The following is a 13,509-nucleotide window of genomic DNA, read 5'->3' as shown; positions in this document are numbered from 1 at the left end:
AATAACTCTTGCCTATTTTCTTTGCGAATCGGACTGCAAAGATAAGAACTTTATTTATTATAATCCAAACTTTTTCGGAAGTTTTTTGTTCTTTTCTTTAAGTATAATTCCACTTTTTCACTAAGTCAATTTTTCAAGGCTTTCTTCTCTTGGAAAGCGGGTGCAAAAGTACGCCCTTTTCGTATACACTCCAAATATATCAAACTATTTTTTCTAATTATTTTTGAATACATTTGCTAAAGTGCTGATGCATAACGATGTTGTAGAACATATTTTTTATGTATGGGGGAATTGTGTGCGGAAACGACGAGAGGGATACACATTATTATATCACACGCGGGCGAGCAAAGGCGTGAAAAGAGAATGAAAAAAAAAAAGACGAAAAAGAAAACTACAAGAAAATAGATATTAAAAAAAAGCAAGAGGATTTAGAATCAACCGTCAGAATACTTTTTCTAAGCGGTCTAACGGTTGACTATTCCATAGGTATAGATCGGATAAATACAGAGTGGGTACTAATCAGATTCTAACTATAAAATCAGAATGTCATTCTTTTTTAGAGTTCTCTATTCGCAGGCTGACAAGTTCAACCCACTTCTTTATGCCCAAATCAAAGCCGCCTTTTTCTAACAGATGAAGGGCGCCCGCATAATGAAGGGCAGTCTCCTCCCTACTACAGCTTATCTTACAAGACAGTTCACCCAGATAGTATTCCAGCCGGGCCATTTGGATATAGTCCAATAAAGTATAATCCCCTTCGATTGACAAATCAATCAACTCCCGTATCAAAGCATAGGCTAGTTCACATTCCGTATAGGTTAAATCCGAGAGAGGTTTGTACATAACAGGATGCTGAGTCAGCTGAACAACAATTCGATTAAAGTCTCCGTACATAGGTTGCGTTTATTACCGCATCAGTTCCCGGTGGTGCGAGGGTTATAAAAAAAGAGAGCGTGGAAACTATCTATTCATGCCATATATAGGTATCCGCTAAGACCCCTTTCGTGAACATGAATGATAGCCCCACGCCCAATTGGATATATAACAAGGTTATACAGACAATAGTGCGTGAGACCTGTCATTCATTCCATTCACGAAAGTTAAAATTTAGCGGATTTTATATATGAATGTAACAAATAACCGTTCTCAATAAAATTATTAAAAAACTACTTCCTTCGCTCGAAAGTAAGTTATCACAAAAGTAGAAATAAATATCTATTAAACAAACAATTTTGACAGAAAAAAATATGCTTTATCAATTAATCTAGTCTATATCATATAAAAAAACACGTATCTGACATTCTACTAGAAACGATTTTTCATTTTCATTTCTCATGTTCTCATAACGCACATAATAATATCTTGTAAATCAAAGACATAACACTATGAGAAATAAAATAGAAAATAGCATTTCTCATAGTATTACCAGCATTTTGTCCATAAAACAACGCATTTCTCATACCTTTTCAAGGTATTTCTCATAGTATTTTAACCATTTATCCTATAAATTATCAAGCCAGATTCTAAGCTAAAGACCAAGTAGAATACCAGACTATACACTGCTTTACAATATATTACCAGTGCTTATTGAAAGTATATAGAGCGGACATTTGTATATTTTCCTACCTGCATCTGTATCGTTCCACTCCAGTGAACAGATCGTTCCACTCGAGTGGACGGTTCTTTTCACTCTAGTGCACAAGCCTGTTCACTGGAGTGGAACGATACAGATAGTAGCAGGAAGAAATGGCAATGAGTAAGGGAAAACAGTAAGATATAAGGTGAATGATACACAGGAAAGCAGTAAACAATAGGAAGTTGATTAATAAACAACACAAGGAAAGGAATAATCGTAAGTCCGGCGAGAGTCCGGAAAAAGCTACAGCCATCATGCATGAGAAATGAGCAAAATAGATAAAAGGAGTATGAGAATAAGAGGAGAAATGAGTTGAAACCGATGAGAAATGCAGCTTTTTTAAGGATAAATGATGGAAATACTATGAGAAATACCATTTTACAGTTTATTTCTCATAGCATTATATTATTGATTTACAAACAAATACCATACCACTTATGAGAACATGAGAAATGAAAATGAAAAATCATTTGCAGGAGAACTTGAATTCAACGAAAGGTTATTTTTTAGGAAAGAGCAAAAAAGAAAGAGATAAATCAGGAATCCGGCCGAATCCATATACCGTATACCGACCGACCGAGCAAAATTCCTTTTCAGTTGTTATTCATATATATCATAGTATACACAATAAAAGTCAATATCATGGAGAAGAATATTTTTCAGTTAGATAATGAGCAACTCAAAGAAATTGCCCGTTCATTCAAAGCAAAAGTAGAAGAGGGATTGAACACTGAAAATGCAGAGATACAATGCATTCCAACTTTTATCACTCCGAAAGCAAGTAGTATTAATGGTAAATCGTTAGTGCTTGATTTGGGAGGAACCAATTATCGGGTGGCAATCGTTGACTTCAGTAAAGTTCCTCCAACCATTCACCCCAACAATGGTTGGAAGAAAGACATGTCGGTTATGAAATCTCCCGGCTATACCCGCGAGGAGTTATTCAAAGAATTGGCAGACATGATTACCGGAATAAAACGGGAGAAAGAAATGCCAATCGGATATTGCTTTTCTTATCCGACAGAGTCTGTGCCAAGCGGAGATGCCAAACTCTTACGCTGGACAAAAGGAGTTGACATAAAAGAGATGATCGGAGAAGTGGTAGGGAAGCCTTTACTGGACTATCTAAACGAAAGAAATAAAATCAAGTTTACGAATATAAAAGTGCTTAATGACACCGTAGCCAGTTTATTTGCAGGACTTACCGACAGCAGTTACGATGCATATATAGGTCTGATTGTGGGAACAGGCACCAATATGGCTACTTTTATTCCGGCTGACAAAATTAAGAAGTTAAGTCCGTCACATAAGGTCGATGGATTGATTCCCGTTAATCTGGAGTCGGGGAACTTCCATCCGCCATTCCTCACCGCAGTAGATAATACGGTAGATGTAATCTCCGACAATCCGGGAAGACAACGTTTCGAGAAAGCTGTATCCGGCATGTACTTGGGAGACATTCTAAAAGCGACTTTCCCTCTGGAAGAATTTGAAGAAAAATTCGATGCACAAAAGCTTACCTCTATCATGAACTATCCCGATATTTATAAAGAAGTGTATGTGCAGGTAGCACAGTGGATATATGGCAGATCGGCGCAATTGGTTGCAGCTTCACTTACAGGGCTTATCATGTTGCTAAAGTCATACAATAAGGAGATAAGGAGAATTTGCCTGGTTGCCGAAGGAAGTCTTTTCTGGAGCAAGAACAGAAAAGATAAAAACTATAATATGATTGTCATGGAGAAATTACGGGAACTTTTCAGTTTATTTGGTTTGGAAGACGTAGAGATCGACATAAAAAGTATGAATAATGCCAATCTGATAGGAACAGGTATTGCGGCATTATCCTGACACGTTCTAATTTGTCATTGCACGGCAGGTCCTCAATCGGCCTGTTCATAAAAATTCGATGCTGTATCAAATTTACTGATACAGCATCGAACCTATTTCAGACTTATTAAATCCGGTTCAATATTTAGATAGAATATAGAACCTAAAGTAGCTATTATTTGATCTTCAGTGCAAAACCGCCTCCGGGTGCCAAATGAATCTTCAACTTACTGTCATTCTTTATCCGGAAAGATTCACATTTATAATCACGTCCAACCCGGTGGGCATTCACTCCATCCTTAAATAATGTAGCATCGTATGTCTTGTCGCCCAAGAAGGAACAATCTACTTCAATATCACGTGCCGTCCAATCGGTAATTCCACCTACATACCAGACATTTCCTGCCCGGCGTGCCGTTACGATGTACTCTCCCATTTTGCCATCAAGCACGATACTTTCATCCCATACGGTCGGAATATTGGCAATAAATTCGGTCGATTCCAGTTCGCGCATATAGTTGCTTGGCGCATCGCACAGCATATTGAAAGGAGACTCGAATACCACATACAGAGCAAGTTGGCGACAGCGAGTTCCCTGGCTCATAGGTTCCGAGTTACAAGGATAATAGTTACCTTTCGAAGCATTACGCATCGCGCCTTGGGTGTAATCCATCGGACCGGAAACCTGACGGGTGAAAGGCAACAGTACGTCATACTTCACCTGATCGACCGAAGCCGGACTCCATTTCATCTGTTCCAAGCCATTAACCCCTTCAAAGTTCAACACATTCGGATAGGTACGATTCAAGCCGGCCGGTTTATGCGTTCCATGCAAATCGAGAATCAATTTATATTTAGCACACATTTCGGCAGCCCGATAATTGAATGCTGTCATATACTGATCGTCACGATCCATAAAATCGACCTTAAAGCCTTTGACTCCCATGTCGGCAAAATAACGGCAAACGTTCTCCATATCACGATCGAAGGCATAATAACCAGCCCAAAGAATGATACCTACATTTTTGGAAGCTGCATAATCTACCAGTTCTTTCAGATTAATATCTTTCACTACTTGCATCAAATCCGCCTGCAGGTTGACTGCCCAACCTTCATCAAGGATTACATATTCTATTCCGTTTGCAGAAGCAAAATCAATATATGCTTTATAAGTCGGATTATTTACTCCGGTGATAAAATCAACGCCATCCAAGTTCCAGTTATTCCACCAATCCCATGCCACTTTACCGGGTTTGATCCATGAAATATCCGTCAGACGGGAAGGAGCAGCCAACAAATAGCTCAAGTTGCTTGCCGCCAAATCTTTATCGGAAGTGGTAACAATGCTCATTCGCCATGGAAAACTTCGGGGTTTATCTACTTTGGCAATGTAAGCTTCACGCTCTTTCACCAACATCTGAAGTTGATTGTGTCCGCCCTGCACCGTCTTCTTGGGATAGGGAGCGAATTTACCCGTCAACCGGTTTTCCCCTTCAGCAGCAGATAAATAGAGACCGGGATAATTCTCCAAACCGGATTCTGTGATACAAATCTTGACACCTTCACCAGCATCCACTACTAACGGCAGAAACATCAAACGTTTTTTATTCAGTTTCGATAATCGATCAGTAGTATAAGTGTTCTCGAAAGAATTGAAATATTGGGATTCGTAATCACCGTCTTTCCCCGCTTTTACATACGGAACAGAGGCTACCATATCGGATGGGAAACGGTAATCTACAGTTTCATCCACTACATTGAAAGGTTTCTTCGACCGGCTGACAAAGCGATATGCAATACCATCATTGTAAGCACGAAACTCTACGTTCCAATCTTTCTTAAACCGGAGAGTCAGTTCATTATAGTAATCTCTTAGTTCGTTGGCGCGATAGAAAGGAGAAGGAACCATCTGATCTACTTTTTTCCCGGAAGTGCCGGCCAACTTTGCTTTCTCTCCCCAAACTTCTCCATTATCCAATGTCATTGAAATTGGAGAAGAAGCCAGTATCTGACGTCCGTCACAATGGATGTCATAAGTCAACTTATCACCGACGGTAATAGTTGTTTGGAGTTTCCCATCCGGAGAGTTCAAGGTAAATTGTTTTTGTGCTTGTACCGTAAGCGTACATGCGACAACACATAGAAATAATAAAATCTTCAGTTTTTTCATGGTTTTAATTATAGTAGTTATCAAATCATAAGAAGAATGATGCAAAAATAAAATAATATATTATAGTAACCTATATGAAAACTAAAAAACAGAAATGAAAAATGAATACGAGATTCTATCTTTTTCCTGTCAGAGATTTTATGCAATCGACTTCTTCCTGCTGAAAAGGTACTCCGTTAGAACGATAAATATCATGGAACCATAACTCCGGCTCTTCTCCCGACGGAATCACTTCATCCCAAGCAAAAATAGTATTTGTCTTTCCTGCAACAAATCCCCAATTAATAGCTCCGGTCTTTTCTTTTTTCATCAGAGGAAGGACATTGCAAAAACGGCTGTCATTGCGGCGGGCCATATATTCGGTACAGATCAACGGACGGTTAAGCATCTTTAGAAACTTGATGCACTCGGCATGCTGTGTCTCATTATCGTAATTATGATAAGAGATAATATCCGAATGATTCAGCATAAATGCATTCAGAACATTCTTGCGGGGAGAATTATAGTCCCAGACACCGGCAGTAATCGGTTGTGACGGTTTACAGTCGCGTACCCAACGAAAAACATTAGTCAATAAAGACAAAGAGGTTTCTTCGTGTTTACTATTTCCGGGTTCATTATACAAATCCCACATCAATATCCGGTCATCATGAGCATAAGTGCGTACAATATCTTTGACATACTCTTGTAGAAAAGGATACAAAGTCAGTGTATCCTTGCGCAAGCTGCATGAAGGGTCCTGTACCCATCCGGAATTATGAACGCCCGGCTTCGGTTCTGGTTGTTTGCCATAAGCAGATTCAGCATTCCAACAGTCATCAAAGAATACAAACATAGGACGAATTGAGTACTTCTTACAAATATTCAGAAATTCATCCATACGTTTTTTCATGCCTTTCGCATCGTTTTTCCACACTACACTGCTTAAGAAAACCCGTAAGGTATTAAAACCCAGATCATGTGCCCATGACAGTTCTTTATCTATTTGTTTAGGATTGAAAGTATCCGCACTCCACATTTCTATCTGATTGATTGCTGTTGCCGGAATATAATTGCAACCTATCAGCCAATCCTGGTCGTCATACCATTTCTGTATTTTCTCTTCTGACCAACGATCATTGTTTGAGGAGTTGCACTCCTGCGTACAAGCATTTATACATATCCCCACTAAAAAGAATAAAAATGCAACACTAACACACCATTTATTTTTCATGCTATTTCAATTGATTAATATACAAGTCTATTTATTTTAATTTTCACCTTTGAGTTATACTGTATCCATCATTCAGCTCTAAACCGCTTGGTTTGTACATCACGGGAGTTCGATCCTACCATGACATCAAATTCTCCTGGTTCATAGATATATTCCAAACCGGAATTATAGAATTTCAGATCATTTTCCGTGATAACGAAGTTAATGTCACGACTTTCACCACTCTTCAGGAAAATACGTTTAAAGCCTTTCAACTCCTTTACCGGACGGGCAATCTCTGCATATATATCACGAAGATATAGCTGCACTGTCTCGTAACCGTCGTAGTTTCCTTTATTGGTAACAGTCACAGAAACCGTTAACTCACCGTTTTTAGGTAAAGTTTCCGAGCTAATCTGAAGATCACTATAAACAAAGTCTGTATAACTCAAACCATATCCGAACGGATACAGAGGCTCATTACTCTCATCCAGATAATTGCTGGCATAACGATTAAATATACGATTGTCAGGATCAGGACGACCGGTATTCAGATGATTGTAGAATAATGGCAACTGTCCCACCGAACGCGGGAAAGTCGTTGTCAGTTTACCGCTTGGAGCTACCTTGCCGAACAGTACGTCAGCAACCGCATCCCCCGTTTCACTACCTCCAAACCAGACATTCAAGATGGAATGTACATTTGTAGCCTCCCAGTTCAAAACCAAAGGACGACCCGTGAACAAAAGAAGTACGACAGGTTTGCCCGTCTTCACCAGAGCTTTTAATAAGTCCTGTTGAGCATCGGGTATCTCCAGATTGGTACGTGAAACCGATTCACCACTCATTTCCGCACACTCACCCAAAGCAGCTACAATCACATCAGCACGGGCAGCTATACGCAAAGCCTCATCCAATAACTGCCGGTTGTCTCCACATTCAAGCGGCCGAATACCTGTAGCAGCCTTTTCCGTTTCTGCATCATAATATATGTTACTGCCTTTCGCGTACAGTATTTCAGCCTTATCACCCGCTGCCGAACGGATTCCTTCCAGTAACGTTCCGTGCCGGGAAGGAGTACATGTCATACTCCACATTCCACACATATTATTACGTGCATCTGCCATCGGACCGATCAGGGCAATCTTTCCTTTTATGTCCAAAGGAAGCAGATGACGATCGTTCTTCAACAAAACAAAAGTTTCAGTTGCAATCGTACGGGCGGAAGAACGATGTTCGGCCGTATAAAGTTTTTCCCGGGTACGCAGAGTATCACAATATTTATACGGATCGGAGAATAACCCCAATTTATATTTAGCTTCCAGGACACGACGGCAGGCCGCATTTATCTGTTCTTCCGTCACTTTTCCTTCTTTCAGGGATTCTTCCAGTGTGTTCAGAAAACCACAGGAAACCATATCCATATCTGTCCCTGCCTGCAAAGCACGTATGGAAGCTTCTTTCAGAGGGGCGACACCGTGGGAGGACATTTCGGCTATCGAATTATAATCTGTCACCAATAGTCCCCCGAAACCCCATTCATCTCGAAGCAGATCGGTCAGTAACCATTTATTGGCCGTGGCAGGAATACCGTCAACGATATTAAAAGAACTCATGACACTACCTACACCGGCATCAACGGCAGCTTTATAAGGAGCCAGATATTCGTTATACATACGCAGGCGGCTCATATCCACCACATTATAATCACGTCCTGATTCAGACGCTCCATAAAGTGCAAAATGTTTCACACAGGCAAGTATTTCATCGTTGCCCTGCATATTGTTTCCCTGATAACCACGCACATACGCTTTAGCCATTAAAGAACCCAGGTAAGGATCTTCTCCACTCCCTTCTGCGATACGTCCCCAACGGGCGTCACGACAAATATCGACCATCGGGCTGAATGTCCAGTTAATACCATCTGCGCTGGCTTCAATGGCAGAGATGCGTGCCATACGTTCGACGGCCAGAGTGTCCCAACTGCAAGAAAGCGCCAATGGGATCGGGAAAATAGTTTCGTAACCGTGGATAACGTCTGCACCTACAAGTAGAGGTATTTTCAACCGGCTTTCTTCTACCGCAAGGTGTTGCAGGGCATTGATTTTCTGAATACCCTTGACATTGAAGAAACCGCCTATTTCCTGTTTGCGAATCATATCGCTAAGTTCACCGTTCATCACCGAACCTGTCACGAGATCACCGCCCGAAGGCAGGTTCAGTTGTCCGAGTTTCTCACGGAGAGTCATCCGCTCCATTAAGTCGGTAATGAAACAGTCCATTTCCGCATCTTTCCCTCCCCCGGACGGTGAGCAGGCAAAGAGAGTAAGCCCGCAAAGGGCACAAGATATAAGATTTTTTATCTTCATTTTTCTTGTTATTGGGTTATTTATGCTTGTTGTCCGATTTTTCTTTCCACACCACTACTCCCGCAGGTTCAAGGCGTGCACTGCCAATCAGTACCTCCGCCTCATCGGGAATGACTATTTCCTGAATGTCCGACGTATAATTCAAGGCGATGTAAAAACCGTCACGCCATTCTTTCACTACTCCGTACGGCAAATCTTCGGTCGATACGCCTGCTTCTGTATATACACGACGTACCACCTCTTTTTCCAGTTTGCCGTCATCGGTATCCGTTCCGATATAAGTAACCGTTCCCTTACCCAGTTTGTGGTGTATCACGGAAGCGGCTCCTTTATAAAACTGGTCTGTATAGACAGCCCACACATCTGTTCCGGCAGCCGGTGTCAGTACGTCTCCCCAATTATTCCAGGCAAATTCCTTACCCTCGAAATCGATCTTTCCGTACAGATTGTGTGGCAGATGGTCATAATACAGGCTATTTATTCCGGCCAGTTGATGGATCGGAGCAGCCAAAGGAGCCTCCCACAGTTTGGCGTCACGGTCTTTCTGACCGGTACGGCAAGTCAGGATCAGATGTCCTCCCTTCTTCACATATTCAGTCCAACGTTCCACCAGCTTGTTGTCAAGCAACTGATAGGCAGGAGCTATCAGGAAAGGATAACCGGAAAAATCCTCTTTCTCCGAAATCACGTCTACGGGAGCTGCAAAAGATTTTAGCAGATTGTAATATTTATGCACGTGAGCCATCGTCCGCCATTGATCCGTCTGCCGCTGAAACTCCATTTCCCAATAATTACTCATATCGAAAAGTAAACCAATACGCCGGGAGGCCAGTTGACCGGGCATACGATTTTTCTTATCGTAGGCGGCACGCAGTTTTTTCATCTCCTGCGTAATGCGTACATATTCTTCACCGCCCGGAGAAAGAGTTACTCCATCGGTCATTATCATACCGTAATGATATTGCTCACTGCCTTTCAGAGGTTGACGGAAACGGTAATTGCATACGAATTTCCCACCACCTGCAAAGACGTGATACACCCACATACGGATGGCACCGGGTAAAGGTTGGGGGTTATACATTCCCCAGTTCACCTGCCCGGGTTGGAGTTCCATAACTCCAAAGGCTTTACCTACGCGATTACGGAACTGGTCGTTTGAGAAACCGAGATCTTCCGGAATACCCATCCGGAAACCCTGGCTGCCTATTCCCTGATTATGTCCGGTCACCAGATAGCGGGTGTAGGTCAGGAAATCCGGATGATCGATCCGTACCGGATCGACCGGATTGAAAATAGGTATCAGGTTGGTAGTGATCCATTGGTCTTTGTGGATATGCCGCCGAAGGATGTCTGCCTGCATATTGACAAAGCCTGCCAGTTCGTCCGCCATAAAGCGGTTCAAATCGAGCATGGCGTGAGGATTGGCCTTATCAGGTACTTCCTGCTGGTTGGGAAGGCGAACCTGCTCGAAGTTCTGATAGGTTTCACTCCAGAAAGAGGCACCCCAAGTATCATTCAGTTTGTCAATAGTGCCGTATTTCTTCTGTAACCAGATACGGAATTTGGCTTGTGCATTTTCACTGTAATCTACCACCCCGTAGTGTCCCGGTTCATTGTCAATCTGCCAGCCGATAACAGTTGGATTATTGCCATAATGTATTGCCAGGCGGGAAACTATATTTTCTACATAATGACGGTAGCGATCGCTACTCCAGGAAGCGTGCTGACGTCGTCCGTGTTGAATGGTCACTCCATTATCCCGTTGAATCAGTATGTCGGGATATTTTTTCGACAGCCAGACGGGAGGCGTGGGGGTAGGTGTACACATGATTACTTTCAGACCATACTTCTCCGCCAGAGAGACTGCACGATCCAGCCATTCAAAATGATATTCTCCCTCTTCCGGTTCCATCATAGCCCAGGCAAACTCTGCAAAATGGGTGAATTTGATGCCCATTTCCGACATTTTCTTCAAATCACGCTCCCATTGGGAGGACTCCCATTGCTCGGGATAATAGTAAGAGCCCAAAGCAAACAACTCTTCCGGAGGAAAAGACTTATCGACCGGAGACTGGGAAAAGGATGATAATGAAAACAATAAAGTTAAGACAAATAGGAAATTCTTCATGGATATTATTTTTAGAATCTATATGATAAGACATTTCTGAAAGAAAAAGCCACATTGCTATTTGTATAAAGAGGTCGTGTTTCGGTGAAACCCGGCCTCTTTATCTTATGTAACACTAATACCTATGTCAGACTATTATCTCTTTGTAAACGTACAGGTATTTGTATTCATATCCAGTTTGACATGATATATACCGGCTCTGAAATTATTTCCCGGTCCGAAGTTCTCTGTTTCCTTCCATTGATCTCCATCCCAATAACCGCCCCGGGCTATTAAATCACCTTCAGATACGATGGTCACATCAAACGAAGTAATTTCATTATTCCAACCTTTTCTTTTATAAAATCTGAACATGAAATCGTTGTTCAGAAGGAGGTTAGTTTCATATACACGATCTCCGGTCTTCACACAACAAATAAAGTCTTTTGGATTATCCCATCCCCAATTTCCAATGTCATCGGGAAGGAGTCCGCTGATTCTAGGATGGCCGAAGGCAGCTCCAGTTATCCATACTGTTTCCGGGAATTCCGTATCGGTCGTTTTCTCTACATATATAAGTTCTCTATCCTTATTATATGAAATCCGATACTTACCGTCCGGAGCGTTAAACTTATATTGTCCATTTTCATTCGTAAAGTATTCCGGTTGAAGCATATAGTCCAGATAACTAAATCCTTCGAAATCGACCACTTGTCCTTTCGTGAGGTTTAACTCTACAGCGATATAGCTTGGATTAGTAGATTGAGTCAGTTCCGTACCATTTATTTTATAAGATTCCGGTCCAAGTTGTCCTTCATCCACCTTATCAATAAACATACATATATTCTTATTCAAATCTATCCGGACACGATATACTCCCGGTGTGAAATCCGGTCCGGCTACAAAATCACCGGTAAAATGTCCGCCACCAGTGCCACCTGTTGCCGGATCACTGTAATACCATCCCTTACCCAATAAATTAACAGGTTGCGTATTGACAATAGTACTAGCCAGTTCACCTCCCCAAGGACGTTGTTTGTAGAATTTAAACTGGAAATCTTTAACCAGATAAAGAGTGGTTTCAAAAATATTGTCTGCTACCTTCACACACTGGAATGCATCACTCGGCAAGTTGAAAGTCCATGCACCGACAGTCACCCGTCCGGCTTGAGGATGTCCGAAACTGGATCCGCAAACCCATAACCCATCCGGATAATTCACCGAGCGGTTTTCCAGATATGTCAGTTTGTTTATCGGATCATAATACAATTTATAGTTTCCGTCTACTCCGATAAATGTGGCTTTATCTTTTGTTATATTTTCAAAGAAATCCGGTTGAAGCATCTTTCTCACATCACCAAAATTGCTGAAAGTCACTTCATCACCTTTATGAAGTTCCAAAGCAATGCCCAGAAAAGATGAAGCCTCTTCTAATATACCCATTTCCTGACCGTTAACCAGGAAGGATTGTTCTTGAATATTCTCATCTTTCGCTTCAAAAGCACAAGTGTTATTGTTCAAATCGAGCGTGATAAGATAAACTCCGGGTTGGAACAGAGGTCCCGGAATAAAATCTCCTCCCGTCTTTCCGGCAACCAGGAAAGGGGTAGTTAGAGTGATATTATCTTCGGGAAGAGTAGTGATCTCATTGTCTCCTTCTCCCCAACCTCTATGCTTGAAAAACTTAAATGAGAAGTTATTAGCCAGATAGAGAGTCAGTTGAAAAACATTGTCGGCACTTTTATAGCAATAAAGCACATTGTTGGGTCCGTCCATACTCCAGCCGCTTGTGGTAACCAGCCTCGCTTGAGGATGTCCCCAGTTGGCTCCGCAGAGCCATAATCCGTCCGGATAGGTCGCCCCGGCTTTTTCTATGTACAAAAGCTCATTAGCAGGATCATAAAGCACACTATAATCAGCCGTCTCTCCTTTGAAACGGGCCTTATTTTCGGACACATATTCAAAGTAATCCGGTGAAAGAATGGATTCTATTTCGTCAACCCCCGAAAACTCGACTTCCTGTCCTTTTTCCAGATGAAGCTTTTTTCCCTGAAAATTAGAGTAAATCTCTTCATCCAACACTTGACCTCCTACAGAAAGAGGAGAGGCAAGTTTCCATTCCGGCCATTGATCCCATTTCTGTACGTCATCACTGCAAGATGCCGTTAACAGCAACAGAAGAACCGTATATATATAATATTTCAT

The 13,509-nt window shown here is 41.7% G+C and carries 7 protein-coding genes; 1 reads left to right on the top strand and 6 read right to left on the bottom strand.

Translation table 11 applies throughout. From position 1 onward, the window contains the following. Nucleotides 1-546 precede the first annotated feature (546 nt). Complete coding sequence (locus tag NQ505_RS09320) at nucleotides 547-894, bottom strand: hypothetical protein (RefSeq protein ID WP_004296294.1); 348 nt, start codon at nucleotides 892-894, stop codon at nucleotides 547-549. Nucleotides 895-2,278: 1,384 nt separating this feature from the next. Here NQ505_RS09320 and NQ505_RS09315 point away from each other — a divergent pair. Continuing rightward, on the top strand, nucleotides 2,279-3,487 hold the full coding sequence (locus tag NQ505_RS09315; RefSeq protein WP_004307069.1) for a hexokinase: 1,209 nt from the start codon (nucleotides 2,279-2,281) through the stop codon (nucleotides 3,485-3,487). A gap of 154 nt (nucleotides 3,488-3,641) precedes the next feature. On the opposite strand, the gene NQ505_RS09310 is transcribed toward NQ505_RS09315, so the two are convergent. The 5 genes from NQ505_RS09310 to NQ505_RS09290 form a co-directional block, all read right to left on the bottom strand. After that, the gene (locus NQ505_RS09310) at nucleotides 3,642-5,636 is read right to left on the bottom strand and encodes a glycoside hydrolase family 97 protein (protein WP_032853737.1); all 1,995 of its coding nucleotides are present in this window, start codon (nucleotides 5,634-5,636) and stop codon (nucleotides 3,642-3,644) included. A gap of 115 nt (nucleotides 5,637-5,751) precedes the next feature. Further along, a complete protein-coding gene (locus NQ505_RS09305) occupies nucleotides 5,752-6,849 on the bottom strand; it encodes a cellulase family glycosylhydrolase (RefSeq protein WP_009000092.1) in 1,098 nt (365 codons plus the stop codon). A gap of 68 nt (nucleotides 6,850-6,917) precedes the next feature. Further along, nucleotides 6,918-9,197, bottom strand: coding sequence for a beta-glucosidase BglX (gene bglX / locus NQ505_RS09300; protein WP_259828270.1), 2,280 nt, complete (start codon nucleotides 9,195-9,197; stop codon nucleotides 6,918-6,920). Nucleotides 9,198-9,213: 16 nt separating this feature from the next. Further along, nucleotides 9,214-11,325, bottom strand: coding sequence for a beta-galactosidase (locus tag NQ505_RS09295; protein ID WP_009000094.1), 2,112 nt, complete (start codon nucleotides 11,323-11,325; stop codon nucleotides 9,214-9,216). A gap of 135 nt (nucleotides 11,326-11,460) precedes the next feature. Continuing rightward, a complete protein-coding gene (locus NQ505_RS09290; RefSeq protein WP_009000095.1) occupies nucleotides 11,461-13,509 on the bottom strand; it encodes a DUF5125 domain-containing protein in 2,049 nt (682 codons plus the stop codon).

Origin of the sequence: Bacteroides sp. D2 (assembly GCF_025147085.1) — a bacterium.
Taxonomy (GTDB): Bacteria; Bacteroidota; Bacteroidia; order Bacteroidales; family Bacteroidaceae; genus Bacteroides.
The sequence above is the reverse complement of the archived record's forward strand: the minus strand, read 5'-3'. Positions and strand labels throughout refer to the sequence as shown.

What these genes read in the sequence shown, in the direction of transcription:
- NQ505_RS09305 (WP_009000092.1), bottom strand. Translation starts at nt 6,849, where the DNA reads ATGAAAAATAAATGGTGTGTTAGTGTTGCATTTTTATTCTTTTTAGTG.
- NQ505_RS09320 (WP_004296294.1), bottom strand. Translation starts at nt 894, where the DNA reads ATGTACGGAGACTTTAATCGAATTGTTGTTCAGCTGACTCAGCATCCT.
- NQ505_RS09310 (WP_032853737.1), bottom strand. Translation starts at nt 5,636, where the DNA reads ATGAAAAAACTGAAGATTTTATTATTTCTATGTGTTGTCGCATGTACG.
- bglX (WP_259828270.1), bottom strand. Translation starts at nt 9,197, where the DNA reads ATGAAGATAAAAAATCTTATATCTTGTGCCCTTTGCGGGCTTACTCTC.
- NQ505_RS09290 (WP_009000095.1), bottom strand. Translation starts at nt 13,509, where the DNA reads ATGAAATATTATATATATACGGTTCTTCTGTTGCTGTTAACGGCATCT.
- NQ505_RS09315 (WP_004307069.1), top strand. Translation starts at nt 2,279, where the DNA reads ATGGAGAAGAATATTTTTCAGTTAGATAATGAGCAACTCAAAGAAATT.
- NQ505_RS09295 (WP_009000094.1), bottom strand. Translation starts at nt 11,325, where the DNA reads ATGAAGAATTTCCTATTTGTCTTAACTTTATTGTTTTCATTATCATCC.